The organism is Streptomyces sp. NPDC043854 (genome assembly GCF_056436005.1).
The window spans coordinates 13,499-34,277 of the sequence record NZ_JBWKDK010000039.1; the positions used below are offsets into that span (position 1 = coordinate 13,499).

The 20,779-nt window shown below is 73.6% G+C and carries 19 protein-coding genes; 7 read left to right on the forward strand and 12 right to left on the reverse strand.

From position 1 onward, the window contains the following. Positions 1-153: 153 nt before the first annotated feature. Together AC068A_RS28100 and AC068A_RS28105 are read right to left on the reverse strand one after the other, a co-directional pair. The gene (locus AC068A_RS28100; RefSeq protein WP_478589046.1) at positions 154-531 is read right to left on the reverse strand and encodes a DUF6193 family natural product biosynthesis protein; all 378 of its coding nucleotides are present in this window, start codon (positions 529-531) and stop codon (positions 154-156) included. Positions 532-825: 294 nt separating this feature from the next. Then, positions 826-2,112, reverse strand: coding sequence for a cytochrome P450 (locus tag AC068A_RS28105; protein ID WP_478589047.1), 1,287 nt, complete (start codon positions 2,110-2,112; stop codon positions 826-828). Positions 2,113-2,358: 246 nt separating this feature from the next. On the opposite strand from AC068A_RS28105, the gene AC068A_RS28110 reads away from it, so the two are divergent. After that, on the forward strand, positions 2,359-3,528 hold the full coding sequence (locus tag AC068A_RS28110; protein ID WP_478589048.1) for a steroid 3-ketoacyl-CoA thiolase: 1,170 nt from the start codon (positions 2,359-2,361) through the stop codon (positions 3,526-3,528). A gap of 216 nt (positions 3,529-3,744) precedes the next feature. On the opposite strand, the gene AC068A_RS28115 is transcribed toward AC068A_RS28110, so the two are convergent. The 7 genes from AC068A_RS28115 to AC068A_RS28145 form a co-directional block, all read right to left on the reverse strand. Beyond that, positions 3,745-4,149, reverse strand: a complete 405-nt coding sequence (locus AC068A_RS28115) for an aggregation-promoting factor C-terminal-like domain-containing protein (RefSeq protein WP_478589049.1) — start codon at positions 4,147-4,149, stop codon at positions 3,745-3,747. A 361-nt stretch (positions 4,150-4,510) separates the two neighbouring features. Further along, a complete protein-coding gene (locus AC068A_RS28120) occupies positions 4,511-5,341 on the reverse strand; it encodes an ECF transporter S component (protein WP_478589050.1) in 831 nt (276 codons plus the stop codon). After that, entirely contained in the window at positions 5,338-7,167 is a 1,830-nt protein-coding gene (locus AC068A_RS28125) for an ABC transporter ATP-binding protein (protein WP_478589051.1), read from the reverse strand. Before AC068A_RS28125 ends, AC068A_RS28120 begins: the two co-directional genes overlap by 4 nt. Continuing rightward, on the reverse strand, positions 7,164-8,438 hold the full coding sequence (locus AC068A_RS28130) for an energy-coupling factor transporter transmembrane component T family protein (RefSeq protein WP_478589052.1): 1,275 nt from the start codon (positions 8,436-8,438) through the stop codon (positions 7,164-7,166). The genes AC068A_RS28125 and AC068A_RS28130 overlap by 4 nt, the downstream gene beginning before the upstream one ends. Continuing rightward, positions 8,435-9,232: an SCO2322 family protein gene (locus AC068A_RS28135; RefSeq protein ID WP_478589053.1), complete on the reverse strand. Its 798-nt coding sequence runs from the start codon at positions 9,230-9,232 to the stop codon at positions 8,435-8,437. The genes AC068A_RS28130 and AC068A_RS28135 overlap by 4 nt, the downstream gene beginning before the upstream one ends. Next, a complete protein-coding gene (locus tag AC068A_RS28140) occupies positions 9,232-10,500 on the reverse strand; it encodes a prenyltransferase/squalene oxidase repeat-containing protein (protein ID WP_478589054.1) in 1,269 nt (422 codons plus the stop codon). The genes AC068A_RS28135 and AC068A_RS28140 overlap by 1 nt, the downstream gene beginning before the upstream one ends. 365 nt (positions 10,501-10,865) lie before the next feature. Further along, positions 10,866-11,987 carry an MBL fold metallo-hydrolase gene (locus tag AC068A_RS28145; RefSeq protein WP_478589055.1) on the reverse strand — a complete coding sequence of 374 codons (1,122 nt, stop codon included), beginning with the start codon at positions 11,985-11,987 and terminating at the stop codon, positions 10,866-10,868. A gap of 174 nt (positions 11,988-12,161) precedes the next feature. Here AC068A_RS28145 and AC068A_RS28150 point away from each other — a divergent pair, with 174 nt between their 5' ends. Both AC068A_RS28150 and AC068A_RS28155 read left to right on the forward strand, forming a co-directional pair. Further along, the gene (locus AC068A_RS28150; protein WP_478589056.1) at positions 12,162-13,649 is read left to right on the forward strand and encodes an aldehyde dehydrogenase; all 1,488 of its coding nucleotides are present in this window, start codon (positions 12,162-12,164) and stop codon (positions 13,647-13,649) included. Positions 13,650-13,666: 17 nt separating this feature from the next. Then, positions 13,667-13,903, forward strand: coding sequence for a ferredoxin (locus AC068A_RS28155; protein ID WP_478589091.1), 237 nt, complete (start codon positions 13,667-13,669; stop codon positions 13,901-13,903). A gap of 31 nt (positions 13,904-13,934) precedes the next feature. Here the strand turns inward: AC068A_RS28155 and AC068A_RS28160 are convergent, their stop codons facing one another. Beyond that, positions 13,935-14,552: a TetR family transcriptional regulator gene (locus AC068A_RS28160; protein WP_478589057.1), complete on the reverse strand. Its 618-nt coding sequence runs from the start codon at positions 14,550-14,552 to the stop codon at positions 13,935-13,937. A 184-nt stretch (positions 14,553-14,736) separates the two neighbouring features. Between AC068A_RS28160 and AC068A_RS28165 the strand changes: the two genes are divergently transcribed. The 4 genes from AC068A_RS28165 (at position 14,737) to AC068A_RS28180 (ending at position 18,740) form a co-directional block, all read left to right on the forward strand. Further along, on the forward strand, positions 14,737-16,041 hold the full coding sequence (locus AC068A_RS28165; RefSeq protein ID WP_478589058.1) for a glycosyltransferase family 4 protein: 1,305 nt from the start codon (positions 14,737-14,739) through the stop codon (positions 16,039-16,041). A gap of 57 nt (positions 16,042-16,098) precedes the next feature. Continuing rightward, positions 16,099-16,833, forward strand: a complete 735-nt coding sequence (locus AC068A_RS28170) for a class I SAM-dependent methyltransferase (protein ID WP_478589059.1) — start codon at positions 16,099-16,101, stop codon at positions 16,831-16,833. Continuing rightward, complete coding sequence (locus AC068A_RS28175; RefSeq protein ID WP_478589060.1) at positions 16,830-17,918, forward strand: prenyltransferase/squalene oxidase repeat-containing protein; 1,089 nt, start codon at positions 16,830-16,832, stop codon at positions 17,916-17,918. The genes AC068A_RS28170 and AC068A_RS28175 overlap by 4 nt, the downstream gene beginning before the upstream one ends. Before the next feature lie 120 nt (positions 17,919-18,038). Continuing rightward, on the forward strand, positions 18,039-18,740 hold the full coding sequence (locus tag AC068A_RS28180) for a hypothetical protein (protein WP_478589092.1): 702 nt from the start codon (positions 18,039-18,041) through the stop codon (positions 18,738-18,740). Positions 18,741-18,815: 75 nt separating this feature from the next. Here AC068A_RS28180 and AC068A_RS28185 read toward each other — a convergent pair whose 3' ends face one another. Next, positions 18,816-19,826 carry an LLM class F420-dependent oxidoreductase gene (locus AC068A_RS28185; protein WP_478589061.1) on the reverse strand — a complete coding sequence of 337 codons (1,011 nt, stop codon included), beginning with the start codon at positions 19,824-19,826 and terminating at the stop codon, positions 18,816-18,818. 120 nt (positions 19,827-19,946) lie between these two features. Further along, positions 19,947-20,750 (reverse strand): DUF5336 domain-containing protein, encoded by an 804-nt coding sequence (locus AC068A_RS28190; RefSeq protein WP_478589062.1) that lies wholly within the window; start codon positions 20,748-20,750, stop codon positions 19,947-19,949. Positions 20,751-20,779: the final 29 nt, after the last annotated feature.

Sequence of the window (20,779 nt, forward strand, 5' to 3'; positions counted from 1 at the left end):
GTGTGGCCGTGTGGGTGGCCGTAGGGGCGCCGGGCACGACTGCTCCGGCGCCCCTTCGGTGGATCGCCGCGTTCTGTCAGGATCCGCCCGCGCCGGCGCTGCCGCCACTCGGGCGCGGTCCGGCGCCCGGGCTCGCTGATGCGGCGCCCGGGTTCACTGCTCCGGCGTCGCCGACAGCTGTGCGAGGAGCAGGGCGACCGCCGCCTCCGCCGTGTCGGCCTCGCCGATGACGCGTGTGAGGCTGGGGCTCAGGACGCGGAACCGGCCGTCGCGCAGCGACTCAACGGCCGGCGCGTCCGCTTCGGTCGGCAGGCCGCTGCCGGAGCCGAACCGCAGTACGCAGCGGCTGGTGAACGGATACAAGCGCCGGAGCTCCGGTTGCGCGGAGGCGGCCTCGATCAGGGCGAGGACTCCCCGCCCCGTGGCCGCGGCCTGGGAATCACCCCGGTCGAGCATCAGCCGCCACGTCGTCGGCAGACGCTGCCAGCGCGCCTCCACGCTCTCGTCGGTACCGCTGTCCTGGAGGTTCATCCGCGCAGTCTGACGGCGCTGCCGCCGCCGGGACAATCCTCCGGACGGCATCGATGGCGGGCCGTTACCGCGGCTTGTCGCGATCGTCGCCTCACTCTGTGCAACCCCCGGCCCAACAGTGGAGAACACGGAGATCGCGGAGAACGCCGGTCAAGAGCGGCCAACGCGGCCGAACTCCCCGAACCGGCCACCCCGGTGAACAACCGCCAAAACCCCCGCCCCCAGGGAACGGCAGGGACCGGGGCGTGGGAGGAGCGGCCCCTGCCGTCCTGGAACCGGTCCTGCCGCATCCGCTCAGGCGCGGCTGACCCGGAGCTCCTTGATGCCGTTCAGCCAGGCCGCGCGCAGCCGCCGCGGCTCGCCGACCAGTCGCAGGCCGGGGAGGGTGTCGGCGAGTGCGTTGAAGATCAGTTCGATCTCGAGGACGGCCAGGGACTTGCCCAGGCAGAAGTGCGGCCCGCCGCCTCCGAAGCCCAGGTGCGGGTTCGGGTCGCGGGTGATGTCGAAGACGTCGGGGTTCTCGAAGACCTCGGGGTCGTGGTTGGCGGAGGAGTAGAACAGTCCGATCCGGTCGCCCGCCTTGATCTTCTGCCCGCCCAGCTCGGTGTCCTGCGTGGCGGTTCGCTGGAAGGACACCACGGGGGTGGCCCAGCGCACGATCTCCTCGGCGGCGGTCGCCGGCCGGGTCGCCTTGTACAGCTCCCACTGCTCGGGGTGGGTGAGGAAGGCGTGCATGCCGTGGCTGATGGCGTTGCGTGTGGTCTCGTTGCCGGCGACCGCCAGCAGCAGGACGAAGAACCCGAACTCGTCGGAGCTGAGATTGCCCTCGCCCTCGGCGGCCACGAGCCGGGTGACGATGTCCTCGGCCGGGCATTCCTTGCGTGCCGCGGACATGTTCATCGCGTAGCCGATGAGCTCCATGGCGGCCTCGGCTCCGACCGCCTCGGTGATGGCGTACTCGGGGTCGTCGTACGCGATCATCTTGTTGGACCAGTCGAAGATGCGCAGCCGGTCCTCCTGCGGTACGCCGATCAGCTCGGCTATGGCCTGAAGCGGGAGCTCGCACGCCACCCGCGTGACGAAGTCGAAGCCGCCGTCGCCGTCGCCGGCACCGCCCCCGTCGCCGGCACCGCTCCCGCCGCCCGTCGCCTCGGTGTGTGCCTGCGCCACGATGTTCCGGGCCCGTTCGCGCAGGGCGCCCTCCAGGCTCCGGATCGCCCGCGGGGTGAAGCCGCGCTGCACGATCTGGCGTACGCGGGTGTGCTCGGGCGGGTCCATGTTCAGCATGATCAGGCGCTGGGCCTCGATCTGCTCACGCGGGATGTGCGGGTTGAAGCGGATGATGGCCGTGTTGGCGGTGGAGGAGAACAACTCCGGGTGCGTGGAGACGTACTTGACGTCCGCATGCCGGGTCACGGCCCAGTAGCCCTCGTCGTCGAACCCGGTGACGCCGCGCGGCTGCGCGCACCACCACACGGGGGCGGTCTGCCGGAGCCGTGCGAACTCGGGGAGCGGGACCCGGTCCTGGAGGAGGTCGGGGTCGGTGGGGTCGAAACCCTCGGGCAGCGCGGGACAGGTCATCGGGCGACTCCAAGTCTGACGTCCCATCAGGAAGTTGAAGTGGCTGAAACGTAGTAACGAGTTCTAGAACTGACAAGGGACGGAGCGTCAACTGTTGCGTGGGGAATCCGTGGAGGCCGGGTGCAAGACCCTTGCGTGCGGGCCCCGGGGGTCATAAGACTGCGGGGAGAACTAGAACGCGTACTAGTTCAGGCGGGGCGCCGGGACGGCCCGCCGCGCCGGCACTGCGCAGGAGAGGACGAGCTCATGGCCGCGGAACCCGTCATCGTCGAAGCAGTACGCACGCCCATCGGCAAGCGCGGGGGCACGCTTGCCAACCTCCATCCCGCCTACCTGCTCGGCGAGACCTACCGCGAGCTCCTCGCCCGTACGGGCATCCAGCCGGACTGCGTCGAGCAGATCGTCGGCGGCACCGTCACCCACGCCGGCGAGCAGTCGATGAACCCCGCCCGGACCGCCTGGCTCGCCATGGGCCTGCCGTACGAGACCGGCGCGACCACCGTGGACTGCCAGTGCGGCAGCTCCCAGCAGGCCAACCACATGGTCGCCAACATGATCTCCGGCGGTGTCATGGACATCGGCATCGCCTGCGGCGTCGAGTCGATGAGCCGGGTGCCGCTGGGCTCCGGGTCCAAGCACGGCCCCGGCAAGCCGTTCCCGGACGAGTGGAACGTCGACCTGCCCAACCAGTTCGAGGCCGCCGAGCGGATCGCCCGCCGCCGGGGCCTGACCCGCGAGGACGTCGACCGGCTCGGACTGCTCTCCCAGCAGCGGGCGGCCACCGCCTGGGCCGAGGAGCGGTTCAAGCGCGAGACCTTCGCCGTCCAGGTCCCCACCACCGAGGAGGAGCAGGCGGCGGGCCAGGGCATGTGGCGCCTGGTCCACCGCGACGAGGGGCTGCGCGACACCAGCATGGCGGCCCTGGCCGGGCTCAAGCCGGTCATGCCGACCGCCGTGCACACCGCCGGGAACTCCTCGCAGATATCGGACGGCGCCGCCGCCGTGATGTGGGCCTCCCGCCGGATGGCCCGCGCCCTGCGGCTCAAGCCGCGGGCCCGGATCGTCGCCCAGGCCCTGGTCGGCGCCGACCCGCACTACCACCTGGACGGCCCGATCGACGCGACGCGGGCCGTGCTCGGCAAGGCCGGGATGTCCCTCAAGGGCATCGACCTCGTCGAGATCAACGAGGCCTTCGCCTCCGTCGTGCTCAGCTGGGCCCAGGTCTTCGAGCAGGACCTGGACAAGGTCAACGTCAACGGCGGCGGCATCGCCCTCGGCCACCCCGTCGGCGCGACCGGCGCCCGCCTGATCACCACCGCCCTGCACGAGCTGGAACGCCGCGACGGGGAATTCGCCCTGATCACCATGTGTGCGGGCGGGGCACAGGCCACCGGGACGATCATCCAGAGGCTCTGACGCCGCGAGCCGGGGCCCACGGGCAGTAAGCCGCAGGCAGTAGGCCGCAGGCAGTGAGCCGTAGGCCGCACACGGCGCCTCCGGCGCCGCACGAACCCTGTGTGGGATGGGAAGGCGAAGGCCCCGGGGCCGGACCTGGGGAGGCCGGCCACCGGGGCCTTCGTGTGTGCACGTTCGTGCGTGGTGCGGTGCGCCTGTCGGCGTGGTGCCACCGGCTTAGTACCAGTGGTTGGCCTGCCAGAAGTTCCAGGCCTCGACCGGGGAGCCGTAGCGCTCGTTCATGTAGTCCAGACCCCACTTGATCTGGGTGGCCGGGTTGGTCTTCCAGTCGGCGCCGGCGGAGGACATCTTCGACGCCGGCAGGGCCTGGACCAGGCCGTACGCGCCGGAGGACGCGTTGGTGGCCGTGTGGTCCCAGCCGCTCTCGTGGGTGACGATCTTGTCGAAGGCGGCGAACTGGGCCGGGTCCTTGATCATCTGCTGGGCGATCGCCTTGGCGCTCGTGGGGGCGGCCTGGGCCGGAACGGCGGCCAGCATGGAACCGGCGGCGGCAAGGCCGATCACGGTGCCCGCGAGGGTCTTCTTGGAAGCGGCGATGCGGCGGATGACGGTGTTGGACACGGAGAGCCTTCCGTAGGGGACAAGGTCGGTCGCGGGCATGTCGGAGACATGCGTGAGCCACTCACGTGAGGGAGAGGGGTTCGTCCCGGCGGGGGGCTGTGCGCCCCGGCCGCCTCGGCGACAACACCAGTTAGCCAGGCCGTCGCCGCCCTGGCAAAGCCCCCCCTCTACTAGGGGGCCTCGCAGGTCGGGGTGGGGGAGGAGGCGGTGCGGGGCGCGGTGGCCGTGCAGGTGGGAGGGGTTCGGGGAGGGGGAGGGCGGGTGCCGTGAGGGCTACTAGGGCGGGCCGTATGTGACCTGGGTCCTGTGGGGCGCCTCACGACCTAAGGCCCCGAATGTCACCTTCCGTGGCTGCTTGTACCTATTTCTGGGCGTGTCCTGGGCCACTTTCGGCCCCTGAATCGAAGGAGACCGGCGCGTCGAAGGCAGCTTTCCGAGTCGCCCGCCGCAGTGCCTTCAGCAGCGTGCCGCCGAGGGCGAGGGTCAGTACGACCGTCAGCGCGGCCCGGCCCAGGTCCCAGCCCAGCGAGGTCGCCAGGCAGTACGCGAGGAACCGCGCCAGGTTCGCCGCGACCGGATCCCCGGGATGGAAGGACACGCCCTGGCCCATGCCCTGAAGCAGGACCCAGCCCTGCAGGTTCATGATCGTTCCGTACGCGAACGAGCCCGCGAACCCGTACGCCGCCAGCATCAGCAGCTCCGCCCGGCCCCGGAGCCGCTCCGGCCCGGGCAGCAGCCCCGCACCCAGCGCGAACCAGCCCAGGGCCAGCATCTGGAACGGCATCCACGGCCCGACCCCGCCGGTGAGCAGGGCCGACGCGAACATCGTCACCGAGCCGAGGACGAAGCCGAAGCCGGGGCCGAGGACCCGGCCGCTGAGCACCATCAGGAAGAACATCGGCTCCAGGCCGGCCGTCCCCGCACCCAGCGGCCGCAGGGCCGCGCCCACCGCGGCGAGCACGCCGAGCATCGCCACCGCCTTGGCGTCCATGCCCTGGTCGGCGACGGTCGCGACGACGACGCCGACGAGGAGGGGGAGCAGCGCCGCGAAGAGCCAGGGGGCGTCCTGGGAGTGGGCCAGCCCGGACTGGCGGTCGGCGAGCAGCGGCCAGCCGAACGCGGCGATGCCGATCAGGGTGACGAGGACGAGGGCGGCCGCGGCCCGCGGGCCGATCCGCAGGGGGCGGCTCACGGCGCACCCGGGGCGGCGGCCGGGGCGGGGGCCAGGGCCGCGGCGACCTCCGGCACGGTGAGCCAGCGGCCCGGCGCCAGGATCTTGGCCACCTGCGGTGCGAAGGCCGGCGAGGACACCACGACCTCGGCGGTCGGCCCGTCCGCGACGATCTCACCGCCGGCCAGGACGACCACCCGGTGGGCCAGCTCCGCGGCCAGCTCCACGTCGTGCGTGGCCAGGACGATCGCGTGCCCCTCGGCGGCGAGCCCGCGCAGGATCCCGATCAGCCGGGCCTTGGCCGCGTAGTCCAGGCCGCGGGTCGGCTCGTCGAGCAGCAGCAGCGCCGGCCGGCCGGTGAGCACCAGGGAGAGGGCGAGGGCCAGCCGCTGCCCCTCGGACAGGTCGCGCGGGTGGGTGTCGTCGGCCACCTCGGGCAGCAGCGCCGACACCAGGCCCCGGCAGGTGCCGGGGGCCGCCCCGGCGTCGGCGTCGGCGGCCGCGCACTCGGCGGCGACCGTGTCGGCGTACAGCAGGTCGCGGGGCTCCTGCGGGACAAGTCCGACGCGGCGCACCATCTCCGCCGGCGGGGTGCGGTGCGGCACCCGGCCGCCGACCGACACCTCGCCGCCGGCGGGGGCGAGGGTGCCGACCAGGGCGCCGAGGAGGGTGGACTTGCCGGCGCCGTTGCGGCCCATCAGGGCCACGGTCTCGCCGGCGGCCACCGCGAGGTCGACGCCGTGCAGGACCTCCGCGCGGCCGCGGCGCACCGACAGCGCGCGGGCCTGCGCCACCGGGACGGCGGCGTCCGGAAGGCGGCCCGGGCTCGTGGCCGGGGCCGGGTTCAGGGCCGGGTTCGGGGTCGGATCCGCGCTCGGGCCGCCGGTGCGGCGGAGCAGCCGCGCCAGGAGTCCGGGGCGGGCGGGGGCGGTCGCTGCCGCCCCGGCGCCGGTCGGGGGCTTCGCCTCGGCGGGGCGCGGGCCCGGGCGCGGCCGACCTGCTGGGCGAGCCGACCGGGGCGGGAGCGTCGGTTCGGACAGGCGGGCCCGCAGCGGGGGTGCCAGGCGGCGGGCGTCGCGGACCGACAGGGGCAGCGGGGACCAGCCGGCCAGCCGGCCCAGCGAGACCACCGGCGGGTGGACCGGCGAGACGGCCATCATGTCCGCAGGGGCTCCGATGACCGGAGCCGCGCCCGGCCCGGGCAGGAGCAGCACCCGGTCGGCGTACTGGACCACCCGCTCCAGGCGGTGCTCTGCCATGAGCACCGTGGTGCCCAGGTCGTGGACCAGCCGCTGGAGCACCGCGAGGACCTCCTCCGCAGCCGCCGGGTCCAGGGCCGAGGTGGGCTCGTCCAGGACCAGCACCTTGGGGTGCGTGGTCAGGACCGAGCCGATGGCGACCCGCTGCTGCTGCCCGCCCGACAGGGAGGCGAGGGGGCGGTCGCGCAGGTCGTTCAGGCCCAGCAGGTCCAGGGTCTCCTCGACGCGGCGGCGCATCACGGCGGGCGCCAGGCCCAGGGATTCCATGCCGTACGCCAGCTCGTCCTCGACCACGTCCGTCACGAAGTGGGACAGCGGGTCCTGGCCGACCGTGCCGACGACGTCCGCCAGCTCACGCGGCCGGTGGGTACGGGTGTCCCGGCCGTCGACCGTGACACGGCCGCGCAGGGTGCCGCCCGTGAAATGGGGGACGAGGCCGGACACCGCCCCGAGGAGGGTGGACTTGCCGGAGCCCGACGGGCCGACCAGCAGCGTCAGCTCCCCCTCCGGGATGACCAGGTCGGCCTCGCGGAGGGCGGGCTGCGGGGCGCCGTCGTAGGTGACCGACACCTGCTCGAAGCGGATCACTGCGACTCCTCCTTCCTCTGTTCGCCGTGCGGAGCGGCCTTGGGCGGATGGGGCTCGGAATCGCGGCTCGGGTCGGGGCCCGGGCTCGGGCCGGGCACGGCTGGTTCGCGCTCGCGTGCGGGTCCGGGTACCGGTCCGGGTGCGCCTGCCGGTCCGGGTACCGGTGCCACGACCGCCGGGAGCAGGCCGATCAGCACCGCGGCCGCCGGCCACAGCGGCAGCACGGGGGCCGCCAGCGGGACCACCCCGGGCCGCAGGGTCTGCGGGTCGGCCCCGGCGGCGTACACGAGGGCGGCGGCGACGGCCGCTCCCGAACCGGCGACCAGCCACGCGCGCGCCCCCCAGCGGTCGGGCCGGTAGCGGGTCCGGACGCTGCGCCGCCCGCCGAGCCGCAGGCCGGCGAGGGCGAGCACGACGCCGACGAGCAGGACGGGCAGGCCGTACGCGGCCCCTTCGGCGGCGAGCAGTCCGTACGTGCCCGCGCACATGCCGAGCAGGCCGCCCAGGGTGAGCACGGTGGTGGTGTGCCGTACGAGGGGCGGGACCTCGGCGGTCCGGCCGTACCCGCGCGCGTCCATCGAGGCGGCGATCGCGACGGAACGCTCGAGGGCGCCCTCCAGGACCGGCAGGCCGATCTGGAGGACGGCCTTGACGCCGCCGGTGGGGCGGCCGCGCAGCCGGCGGGCGGTGCGCAGGCGGGCCACGTCGGCGACCATGTTCGGCGCGAACGTCATGGCGACGACGGCGGCGACGCCCGCCTCGTAGAGGGCGGCCGGAAGGGACTTCAGCAGGCGGGCGGGGTTGGCGAGGGCGTTCGCGGCGCCGACGCAGACGAGGAGCGCGGCCAGCTTGGCCCCGTCGTAGAAGGCGAAGACGAGCTGCTCGGCCGTGACGCGGCCGCCGAGGCGGATGCCCTGCGCCCACGCGGGGAGGGGGACCTCAGGGAGGGTGAACAGCACGTGCGTGCCGGGGATCGGTGAGCCGAGGAGTACGGAGAACAGCAGCCGCAGGCCGATCACGAACAGGCCGAGCTTGAGGAAGGCGGCGTACGAGCGCGCCCACGGCGCGGCGGTGCGGCGTGCGGCGACGACGTAGCCGGCCACGGCGATGATCAGCCCGAGGAGGAGCGGGTTGGTGGTCCGCGACGCGGCGGTGGCCAGCCCGAGCGCCCACAGCCACCACGCCCCCGCGTGCAGGGCGTTGCCGCGCCGGGCTTCCGGGGCGGCGTACCTGCGGGTGCGAGTGCGGGGGAGGGTGGTGGCGGAGGTCATCGGCGGCGTCGTACGGATCGCCAGACGGCGGCCATCGCGAGGCCGGACAGCACCGCCACGCCGGCGACGGGGCCCACCCACGGACCTTCTTCGTCCTTCTTCTTCTCCCCGTCCTCCTGGCCGTTCCCCGGCGCGTCGTCGCCGCTCTGCGGCGCCGCGGCTCCAGGAGTCGAGGGGGCGGGGGCGGCGTCCGCGATCTGCTCGCCGCAGCCCTGCTCCGGGTAGCCCGAGATCGCGCACAGCAGCGCCGCGCCGTTGTAGCGCAGCGGCTTGGCCACCTCGGCCAGCGCCTCCGCGGCAGTGGCCTCCGGGGCCAGCTGCGCGCAGGCCGTGCGCGGGGTGTCCTGCGGCGGGGTCGCGCCGGCCGGGGCGTCCGCCGGGACGCCGAAGTCCACGACCACGGCGACCCGCTTGCGGCCCGGCGCCGCCGGGGTGGCGGAGCAGACCGCGTCGAAGTCCGCCGCCGCCCGCGGCCGGGCGGCCTCGGCGGCCGCGTCCTTGCTCACGGCGAAGCGGAAGCCCTGGACCGAGCCATCGGCCGGGCGGGCCGTCGAGGGGCCCTGGGTGGCGTACGACCACTGGCCGCCCGCGCCGTCCCAGTACGACCAGTAGCGGTACCCCGCCGCCGGCGCGGGCGAGGCCGCGAGGAGGGGGAGGAGGAGCGCCAGGACGGCCAGGGCCAGGGCTCGGGTCCAGGTCCGGGGCAGGATCGTCCCGGACCGGGGCGTGCTTCTGCGGGTGCGGGTGCGGGTGCGGGTGTGGGTGAGGGCGTTGCGGGTGCGGAGGCTCGGCATCAGAGCTGGTTCTTCTTGCGGCGGCCGCTCAGCAGGATGCCGATGCCCATGCCGGCCGCGGCGCCCACGCCGATCATCCACCAGACGTTCTGGTCGTCCGAGCCGCCGTCCTTCTCCTCCTTCTCTTCCTTCCCGCTCTTGGTGGCGCTCGGCTCCGCCGCGGCCTGCGGGGCCGGGCCCGTCGCGTTCAGGGCCGAGACCAGGTCCGTGCCGCCGAACGCCTTCGGGTCGGTGCCCGTCGCGTGCGCGGCCAGGACCAGGGTGCCGAGGGCCGCCGGGCTGCCCTTCGACCACTCCGCGGCGTTGCCCTTCAGCCACTCCAGCGCACCCGCCGCCGACTGCTTGTGCCCGGCCGCGGCCAGGGCGATCACCGCGTCGACGGTGTTGCCGGTGTCCGGGGTCGGCTGGTCCGAGCCCGGGGTGACGGCCATGAGGTGGTCGCCGCCCTTCTTCAGCGCCTCGGCCAGGTGGCCGGCCGCCGCCTGGGCGGCGGCCTCCGGCTCGGCGGCCGCGGCGCAGCCCGACGGGCCCGCGGGGGTGTCCTTCGCCGCCGGGGCGACGACCGCACCCCTGCCCAGGGCGGCCAGGACCGCGGCGGCCGTCGCATCCGCATTGGGGAGCAGCTTCCCGTCGGCCGGCTGGTACGCGAACGCGCCCCCGTCGGAGGGCGGCTGCGCGGCGCAGCCCAGCTGGAACGCGAGCAGGCCCTCGTACGCGGACTTGCCGGCCTTCGACTTCACCTCGGCCGGCTTCTCGCCCGCCGCGGCCAGGGCGCTGATGACCACGGCGGTGGAGTTGGCGTCGCTCGGGGAGCCGGGGACGAAGGCCCAGCCGCCGTCCTCGTTCTGGACGGACTTCAGCCAGTCCACGCTCTTCTTCACGGCGGCGTCCTGCCCGCCCAGCGTCTTCAGCGCCTGCACGGCCATCGCGGTGGCGTTCGTGTCGTACATCGTCGTCGCGTCGCAGGCCGCGGAGGCGTCCGCGCGGAAGGAGGCGAAGCCGCCGTTCGCGCAACTCTGCCCGGCCAGCCAGCCCACGGCCTCCTTGGCGGGCTTGACGCCGACCGTGTGCTGGGCGAGCAGCGCGATGGACTGCCGCCACACGCCGTCGTACGTGGGGTCCTTCCTGCCGAACAGGCCGGAGGGGATCGCCGGCGGCGTCGAGGCCGACGGGGACGGCGCCGAGGGCGCGGCGAAGGCCGCGGGGGCGGCACCCGCGCAGAGCACGGCGGAGGCGGCGAGCGCTGCGGCGCTGCGGCGGATGTTCATGCGGGTGGGTGCCTCTCCTGCTGGGGGAGCGGGAGGCAGGCGCGCGCAGGCACCGGGCTCCGACTCCGTTGACCTCGACGGTGCCGGCCGCCGGAGACTCCGGCGGCACGAGCCGCGCACCTTCGTGTACGGGGCAGTCCGGCTGCCGCCCGGCGGGGGCCGGGGCGGGTCACGGTTGCGGGTCAGCGCCGGAATTGCACCGGCTTCCCCCCGTACGGAAGGGTGGACGACGGCCTTACTGTACCGGCCGGTATCGAGGGGGCGGGTGGCGCAGGGGGCGGGCGGCCCTTACCGGTGGGGCCGGGGTCGGGGCCGGGGTGGTGGGTGGGCGTTGTGTGGTGCTTGCCGGGTGCGTGCCGTCGTCCCTACAGCGCGCGGTACGCGGTCGGGTCGCTGCCCGGCACCGGTTCGGCCCGGCCCTGTTTCACCAGGCGCCGCAGGTGCGCCTCCGCCTCCGAGACCGCGATGCTGCGGGAGCCGTACGGGATCTGCTCCCAGGGCCGGTTCCACGCCATGCGCTCGGCCAGCCCCCACGGCGTCAGCGGCTCGGCCAGCAGCTCCCACAGCCCGGCCAGCCGTTCCTCGTGGTGGCGCAGCAGCTCGCGGACCCGGGCCGGGGCGTCGGTGAAGGCGTGCTGGTGGGCGGGGAGCACCTCGGCGGGGTTCAGGCGGGCGATGCGTTCGAGGGAGTCGAGGTAGTCCCCGAGGGGGTCGGGGGCGCGGGTGTCCTCCGGGTTCTCCGGATCCGGCTCCGGGGCCTCGTAGAGGCCGATGTGCGGGGAGATCCCGGGCAGCAGGTGGTCTCCGGAGAAGAGGCGGCCGTTGCCGGGCAGGTTCGCCGGGTGCGCTTCCTCCAGGTGCAGGCAGACGTGGCCGGGGGTGTGGCCGGGGGTCCAGACGGCGCGGAGCCTGCGCCCGGCGAGGGGCAGCAGCTCGCCGTGGACGATCTCCCGGTCGGGGACGGCGGCGCGCAGGCCGGGCAGGGGCCGCATCCGGCCGCTCGCGCGGGCCGCTCGCAGCGGGGCGATGTGCTCGGCGGGGGCTCCGGCGGCGGCGAGCTTGGCGGTCAGGTGGTCGAGCCAGACGGCGGGGGCGGCGGAGCGGGTCCGCAGGACGACCTCGGTGTCGGCGGGATGCAGGGCGATCCAGGCGCCGGAGGCGTCCCGGACCTTGCCGGAGAGGCCGTGGTGGTCGGGGTGGTGGTGGGTGATGACGACGCCGTGTACGTCGGAGACCGCGGTGCCGAGGATTTTCAGGCCGGCGGTGAGGGTGTTCCAGGAGTGCGGGTCGTCCCAGCCGGTGTCGATGAGGACGGGGCCGTGGTCGGTGTCGAGGACGTGGACGAGGGTGTGGCCCAGCGGGTTGTCCGGGATGGGCACCTTGACGGCTGCGACGCCACCGCCGTGGTGGGTGACTTCGGGGGGAGCGGGTTCCGCCGTCGCGGGTTCCGCCGCCGTCTTTGTCGCTGCTGCTTCTTCCTTCGGCATGCCGTCTCCTGACGCCCCCGATGAGAACGTGTTGCATTGGTAGCCCAAGTCGACCATTCGAGAGGTCTTCTGGCTAGTCGTCGGATCTCCTTCGGGGTTCCGTCCCGGCCGTGGACTCCTGGAACTGGAACTGGTATCAGTTCGTGAAATGCCAAGCCGGAGGAGGCGTCGGCCATGACCGAGCGCGTGGAACACGGACAGCTGTTCATCGGCGGGGAGTGGGCGGATCCGCTGGGCACCGGGACGATCGAGGTCGTCTCCCCCCACACCGAGCAGGTCATCGGCAGCGTTCCGCACGCGTCCCGGGGCGACGTGGACCGGGCCGTGGCCGCCGCCCGCCGGGCCTTCGACGAGGGCCCCTGGCCCCGGATGCCGCTGGACGAGCGGATCGCGGTCGTCACCCGGATCAAGGACGCGATCGCCGTCCGGCACGAGGAGATCGCCCGGTCGATCAGCTCCCAGAACGGGTCCCCGTACTCCTGGAGCATCCTCGCCCAGGCGCTCGGCCCGATGATGGTGTACGACGCCGCGATCCAGGTCGCGCGCGAGTACGCGTACGAGGAGCGGCGTCAGGGCGTGCTCGGGCCGATCCTCGTGCGCCGGGAGCCGGTGGGCGTGGTCGCGGCCGTCATCCCGTGGAACGTGCCGCAGTTCGTGGCCGCGGCGAAGCTCGCGCCCGCGCTGCTGGCCGGGTGCACGGTGATCCTCAAGCCGTCTCCCGAGGCGCCGCTGGACTCGTACATCCTCGCCGACATCGCCCGGGAGGCCGGGCTGCCCGAGGGGGTGCTGTCGGTGCTCCCGGCCGACCGGGAGGTGAGCGAGTACCTGGTGGGCCATGCCGGCGTCGACAAGGTCTCGTTCACCGGGTCGGTGGCGGCCGGCAGGCGGGTGATGGAGGTCGCGGCCCGCAACCTGACCCGGGTCACCCTGGAACTCGGCGGCAAGTCCGCCGCTGTCGTGCTGCCGGACGCCGACCTGGAGGCCGCCGTCGCCGGGATCGTCCCCGCGGCCTGGATGAACAACGGGCAGGCGTGCGTCGCCCAGACCCGGATCCTCGCCCCCCGCAGCCGCTACGGGGAGGTGGCCGAGGCCCTCGCCGCGGCGGCCGGCGCGCTGGTGGTCGGCGATCCCCTCGACCCGGCGACCCAGCTCGGCCCGCTCGTGGCGCGGAGGCAGCAGCAGAGGTCGCTGGAGTACATCCGGATCGGGCAGGAGGAGGGCGCCAAGGTTCTGGTGGGCGGCGGGCGCCCGGCCGGGCTGGAGCGGGGCTGGTACGTCGATCCCACGCTGTTCGGGGACGTGGACAACCGGATGCGGATCGCCCGGGAGGAGATATTCGGGCCCGTGGTGTGCCTGATCCCGTACGGGGACGAGCGGGAGGCGCTCGGGATCGCGAACGACTCCGAGTTCGGCCTGAGCGGAAGCGTCTGGACGGCGGACGTCGAGCACGGCATCGACTTCGCCCGGCAGGTGCGGACGGGCACGTTCAACGTCAACACGTTCAGCCTGGACATGCTGGGGCCGTTCGGCGGCTACAAGAACAGCGGGATCGGGCGGGAGTTCGGGCCCGAGGGGCTGAGCGAGTACCTGGAGCACAAGATGATCCACCTGCCGGGTGGGTACGGGGCCGGGGCCGGGGCCGGGGCCGGGACCGGGGCTTGAGGGCGGTGTCGGCGTCGGTGCCGGGTGACAGGTGGCAGGTTGAGGTGGACCGGGGGGTGTGCATCGGGTCGGGGATGTGCGTGAACCATGCCCCTGAGGGCTTCGCCCTGGACGCGGCGCGCCAGTCGCACCCCCGTGCGGCGGAGATCGATGCGAACGAGCCGGTTCTGGCCGCGGCGGAGGGGTGCCCGGTGGAAGCGATCGCGATCACGCTGGCCGGGAGCGGGGAGGCGGTGTTTCCGCCCGAGGAGTAGGGAGGGGACGCCGATCGGCCGGGGGGCTGGATCAGGACTTTTCCGGGGGTGCCGTCAGGTCGATCAGGCGGCAGGCCGTTTCGATGTCGATTTTGACCTGGGCGATCGAGGCGCGGCCCGACAGCCAGGTGATCAGGGCCGAGTGCCAGGTGTGCTCGATGACGCGGACCGCTGACAGCTGCTCCGCGGTGGGCGGGGCGTCCAGGCCCATGGCGTCCAGGATGATGGCGGTCGTCAGGCGGGACACCGTGTCCACCTCGGGGCTGACGCTGCGGTCCGCGAAGGTCAGGGCGCGGACCATGGCGTCTGCGAGGTGGGGTTCGCGCTGGAGGGCGCGGAAGGCGCGCATCAGGGTTTCCGCGACGCGGGCGGCGGGGTCCTCGGCGGCCGGGGGGCGCTTGCGGAGGGCCGTGTGCATGTGCTGGAGCTGGTCCTGCATGGTGGCGACCAGCAGGTGCACCTTCGAGGGGAAGTAGCGGTACAGGGTGCCCAGCGCGACGCCGGCCGCCTCGGCGACCTCGCGCATCTGGACGGCGTCGAAGCCGCCGCGGCCGGCCAGCTGGGCGCTGGCGTGCAGGATGCGGCGCCGGCGCGCCTCCTGACGCTCCGTGAGCGGAAGGGATGCCGACGTGTTCGGTTGCGCTGTCATGTGCCCCGTTCCATGCGCTCCTGGCAGGCGACGCTGTCGTGGCGCGAATCACCTGCTCCGCCTCTTACGGTGTGGTTTCCGGCCGGTAGATTCAATGGTCTTCGACGGATCAAGTCTGAAACTTGTTCTACATTATCCGAGCGGTTACGCTCCGGCGAAAGTTGCAGGGAGAAGGGGGCCGAGAGTGACCGCAGAGGCCATGGTGACGAGCCCTTTCGCAGGGTCCGTGACGGACGGTGACCGGCCGTTGCGCATCGCGCTCCTGACCTATAAGGGGAACCCGTTCTGCGGGGGCCAGGGCGTCTACGTCCGGCACCTCTCCCGTGAGCTCGTCCGGCTCGGGCACTCCGTCGAAGTGATCGGCGCGCAGCCCTATCCCGTGCTCGAGGGCGGGGCCGTGCTCACCGAGCTGCCCAGCCTCGACCTGTACCGCCAGCCCGACCCGTTCCGCACGCCCGGGCGTGAGGAGTTCCGGGACTGGGTCGACCTGCTGGAAGTCGCCACCATGTGGACCGGTGGGTTTCCCGAGCCGTTGACCTTCTCGTTGCGGGCCCGGCGGCATTTGGCCGCCAGGGCCGGCGAGTTCGATGTCATCCATGACAACCAGACCCTGGGGTACGGGTTGTTGGGCGGGCTCGGTGCGCCGCTGGTGACCACCATCCACCATCCGATCACCGTGGACCGGAAGCTCGAGCTGGATGCCGCTCAGAACCGGTTGAGGCGGTTGTCCGTGCGGCGCTGGTACGCCTTCACGCGGATGCAGGGCCGCGTTGCGCGGCGCCTGCCGTCCGTGCTGACCGTTTCCGGCTCGTCGAAGCAGGAGATCGAGGAGCACCTGGGGGTGCGCGGCGAGCGCATCCACGTCGTGCACATCGGGGCGGACACCGATCTGTGGTCGCCTGATGCGGCTGTGGCCGAGGTGCCCGGGCGGATCGTGACGACTTCCAGCGCCGATGTGCCGTTGAAGGGGCTCGTCCATCTGGTCGAGGCACTGGCGAAGCTGCGTACCGAGCAGCCCGGTGCCCATCTCGTGGTCGTCGGCAAGCGGGCCGAGGAAGGGCCCGTTGCCCGGGCCATCGAGTCCTACGGGCTGCAGGACGCCGTGCGCTTCGTGAAGGGCGTGACGGACTCCGAGCTCGTTGATCTGGTGCGGAGTGCGCAGGTCGCGTGCGTGCCTTCGCTGTACGAGGGTTTTTCGCTGCCGGCTGCGGAGGCCATGGCCACTGGTACGCCGCTCGTTGCCACCACGGGCGGCGCCATTCCCGAGGTTGCCGGCCCCGATGGCGAGACCTGCCTCGCGGTGCCGCCCGGTGACGCGGGAGCGCTGGCCGCGGCGCTCGGCCGGCTGCTGGGCGACGCGCAGCTGCGGGCCCGCCTCGGTGCCGCCGGACGGGAGCGGGTGCTGACCCGGTTCACCTGGGCCAAGGCCGCCGAGGGCACCGTTGCGCACTACCGGGCCGCCATCGAGCAGGCGCGCCGGGTCCGCTGACTCCGTGTTTTTCATCGTTCCCACCGTTCACCCCCGCGACTGCGAAGGCAGGACCCCGTGCTGACCGTCGATTTCTCCCGGTTCCCGCTCGCCGCAGGCGACCGCGTACTCGATCTGGGCTGCGGTGCAGGCCGCCACGCCTTCGAGTGCTACCGGCGCGGCGCCCAGGTCGTCGCGGTCGACCGCAACGGCGAGGAGATCCGCGAGGTCGCCAAGTGGTTCGCCGCCATGAAGGAGGCCGGCGAGGCCCCGGCCGGTGCGACCGCCACCGCCATGGAGGGCGACGCGCTGGCCCTTCCGTTTCCGGACGAGTCCTTCGACGTGGTGATCATTTCGGAGGTGATGGAGCACATTCCCGACGACAAGGGCGTGCTCGCGGAGATGGTGCGCGTCCTCAAGCCGGGCGGGCGGATCGCCGTCACCGTGCCGCGGTACGGGCCGGAGAAGGTGTGCTGGGCGCTGAGCGACGCCTACCACGAGGTCGAGGGCGGCCACATCCGCATCTACAAGGCCGACGAGCTGCTGGGGAAGATACGGGCCGCGGGCCTGAAGCCGTACGGCTCGCACCACGCCCACGCGCTGCACTCCCCGTACTGGTGGCTCAAGTGCGCGTTCGGTGTGGACAACGACAAGGCGCTGCCCGTGCGCGCCTACCACAAGCTCCTGGTGTGGGACATCATGAAGAAGCCCCTGGCGACGCGGCTGGCGGAGCAGGCGCTCAACCCGATCATGGGCAAGAGCTTCGTGGTGTACGCGACCAAGCCCCACCTCCCCGTCGGCGCGGCCCAGTGAGCTCCACCGGGCGCACCGAACGCCTGGCCCTGGACGGTGTGCTGACGGCCGAGGAGGCGGCGGCGACCGTCGCCGGGATCCTCGCCGCGCAGCGCTCCGACGGCGCCATCCCGTGGTTCCGCGGGCACCACCTGGACCCGTGGGACCACACCGAGGCTGCGATGGCGCTGGACGCTGCCGGCGAGCACGAGGCCGCGGAGCGGGCGTACCAGTGGCTGGCCCGGCACCAGAAGGCGGACGGCTCCTGGCACGCGGCCTACGCCGACCGGCCGGACGGGGTGGACACCGCCGATCCGCAGGACGCCGGGCGGGAGAGCAACTTCGTCGCGTACGTGGCCGTCGGGGTGTGGCACCACTACCTGGCCACCGGCGACGACCGGTTCCTGGAGCGGATGTGGCCCGTCGTGTACGCGGCGGTGCAGTTCGTCCTCGGACTCCAGCAGCCGGGCGGCGAGATCGGCTGGAAGCGGGAGGCGGACGGCACGCCCGTCACGGACGCGCTGCTGACCGGCTCGTCCTCCGTCCACCAGGCGCTGCGCTGCGCCCTGGCGATCGCCGAGCACCGGGAGGACCCGCAGCCGGACTGGGAGCTGGCGGCGGGTGCGCTCGGGCATGCGATACGCCGGCACCCGGAGCGGTTCCTGGACAAGGACCGGTACTCGATGGACTGGTACTACCCGGTTCTGGGCGGGGCGGTCACGGGTGTGCAGGCGCGCGAGCGGATCGAGGAGCGCTGGGACGAGTTCGTCGTCCCCGGCCTCGGGGTGCGGTGCGTGCTGCCGAACCCGTGGGTGACCGGCGGGGAGTCCTGCGAACTGGCGCTCACGCTGTGGGCGATGGGGGAGTCGGACCGGGCGCTGGAGATCCTGCGGTCCATCACGCACCTGCGCGCGGACAACGGCATGTACTGGACGGGCTACGTCTTCGAGGACAAGGCGGTGTGGCCCGTCGAGCAGACCACCTGGACCGCCGGGTCGCTGCTGCTGGCGGTGGCGGCGCTCGGTGGTGACGAGGCCACGACGGCGGTGTTCGGCGGGCAGGAGCTGCCGGCCGGGCTGGAGCCGGACTGCTGCAACGGCGGATGATGCGGGCGGGGCGGCGGCCGCGCCAGTCGGGTGGCCCGGACGGGTGGCCCGGGTGGCGGTGCCGGTGCCCCGGGGTGACGCTGCGGGGGACACCTCACTCCCCCGGAGGAAACCGTGTCCATACGCAGAACAGTCCGATTCCGCCGCGCCGTCACGGCGCTGACGCTGTCCACCGCGCTGCTCGCCGGGGCCACCGGATGCAGCGGCGGCAGCGGCGGCAGCGGCAGCAGCGGGGCGAGGGCCCAGCGCGCGGACGTGTCCCTGTCCGCGGCGGCACACCCGGAGCAGATCGAGGCCGTGGAGCTTCAGGCCGCGCTGGCGCAGATGCGGGCGGAGATCGCCTCCCTGGAGGCCGCTTCCGTGGACGCCGTTCCCGTGGCCGTGGCCGAGCCGACGCCGACCACGTCGGCGGAGCGGCAGAGGTTCGCCAAGACGCGGTTCGTCGTCAACGCCGGGCTCGCGGCCGGGGCGACGTACCAGTGGATCGTCAAGCCGTACCGTGCGGGCAAGTTCAAGAAGGGTGCGAGCGGTCGGACGTTCGCGCTGGTCAAGGCGGGCCTCGCGGGTGCCTTCGCGTACAACCGGCTGAAGGCGGCGGTGAACAACGCCAAGGGCGACCCGCTGCTGTCCAAGGCGCTGGTCCCGCTGACGGCGGGCATCGAGTCGCTGAAGGGCCTGGGCGCCAAGCTGCGTTCGGGTCAGGCCGGCGACGCCGACATCAGCTCGTTCGAGGACGTCATCAGCGGTGTGAAGGACGCCGGCAGGAGTGCGGGCGCCACGGTGACCGACCAGGTGCCGAGCCTGTCCCAGCTGGGCGGGTAGTGCGTACGGGGGCCGGCCGGCCGGGGGTGTCGCGTGTCCCGCGGTGCCCGGCCGCCGGCCCCGTGCGGCCGGCCGTCAGGTGTTGAGGTCGGCCAGGACGCGGAGGGTGTGCGGGTCCGGGGCGGTGACGAGGAGGTCGGTGACCGGGCCCTTGCGCCACAGGTCCAGGCGTTCGGCGATCCGCTCGCGGGGGCCGACCAGGCTGATCTCGTCGGCGAACGCGTCGGGGACGGCGAGGACGGCCTCCTCGCGGCGTCCGGCGAGGAACAGGTCCTGGATGCGGCGGGCCTCGTCGGCGTAGCCCATGCGCGCCATGAGGTCGGCGTGGAAGTTGCGGGCGGCGTGGCCCATGCCGCCGATGTAGAAGCCGAGCATCGCCTTGACCGGCAGGAGTCCCTCGGCGACGTTGTCGCAGACCCTCGCCCGGGCCATCGGGGCGATCAGGAAGTCCTCGGGGAGGTCGGCGAGGGAGGCCTGGTGGACGTCGGTGCGGGTCGGAGACCAGTAGAGGGGGAGCCAGCCGTCCGCGATCCGGGTGGTCTGGGCGATGTTCCGCGGGCCCTCCGCGCCGAGCAGGACCGGCAGGTCGGAGCGGAGCGGGTGGGTGATGGGCCGGAGGGCACGGCCGAGGCTGGTGCCGTCCGGGCCGCGGTACGGGTGGGTGTGGAAGCGGCCGTCCAGGGTGACGGGGGCTTCGCGGCGCAGCACTTGGCGGACGACGTCGACGTACTCGCGGGTGGCGGTGAGCGGGCTCGCGGGGAAGGGGCGCCCGTACCAGCCCTCGACGACCTGGGGGCCGGACAGGCCCAGGCCCAGCATCATGCGGCCGCCGGAGAGGTGGTCGAGGGTGAGGGCGTGCATGGCGGTGGCGGTGGGGCTGCGGGCCGCCATCTGGGCGATGGCGGTGCCGAGGCGGATCCGGGAGGTGTGCGCGGCGATCCAGGTGAGGGGGGTGAAGGCGTCCGATCCCCAGGCCTCGGCGGTCCACACCGAGGTGTAGCCGAGCCGCTCGGCCTCGGTGGCGAGGGCGAGGTGGGCGGGGTCGGGGCCGCGGCCCCAGTAGCCGAGTGCGAGTCCGAGGCGCATGGCGCCTTCCTTCCGCCGGGGTAGTCCTGACGGAGCGTCAGGCGGGCGGGGTGACTGTAGGGCAACGACCCCCCGCCCGGAAGGGGCGGGGGGCCGTCGTGTGCCCGGCGGGGGCGGCGGTCAGCCGCGCTGGATGCCGGAGGTGTCGTTCAGGACGCCGCGGCGGCCGTCCTGGGTCTGTGCGATCAGCGTGGCCGGGCCGCGCTGATCCACCGCCAGGTACCAGGTGCCCGGGGCGAGTTCGGCGATCGGGGTGGGGGAGCCGTCCTCGGCGAAGAGGGGGCGGGCCACCGGCACGGCGAACCAGAACGGGGCGAAGTCGGCCGCCGGGGCGGGCGCCGCCGCCTCCTGCGGGCCCGGGGCCGGGGCCGGGGTGCCGCCGTACGGCGGGACCGGCTGCGGGGTGGTGCCGTAGCCGGGCTGCTGCTGGGCGCCCGGGTAGCCGTACCCGTCGGGCTGCGGCTGGCCGCCGAACGGCGCCGGCGCGGCGGGCCGGGACTCCGGCACCAGCGGTCCGGCGAGCGCCGGGATCTTCGTACCGGCGACGGCGACGCCGGCCAGCACCAGGGTGGCGAGGAACGCGATGATGCAGCCCGCGCCCAGGTCGGCGCCGCTCGGGCTGGTGATCAGCGACCACAGGGAGGACCAGGCGGCCGCGACTGCGAGCACCGTCCCCCACGCGGACAGCGGCAGGCCCGCCAGCTTGCGGAACTCCGGCAGGAACCGGCCGCCGACGATGAGGCCGGCGGCGATGAAGCCCAGCAGGAAGATGGTCGGAAGCGCCAGGCGGTAGACGTCGGTGTCCCACACGCTCGGCAGGTCCAGGCCGGTCGCGGAGTAGAAATCGAGGAACGAGGCGATGAACAGCAGCACCGCTGCTCCGATCACCACGCCGTCGCCTCGAGTGAGGGAGCGGATGTTCACGTCTTAGGTGTCCTTCTCGGTCTCGGTCG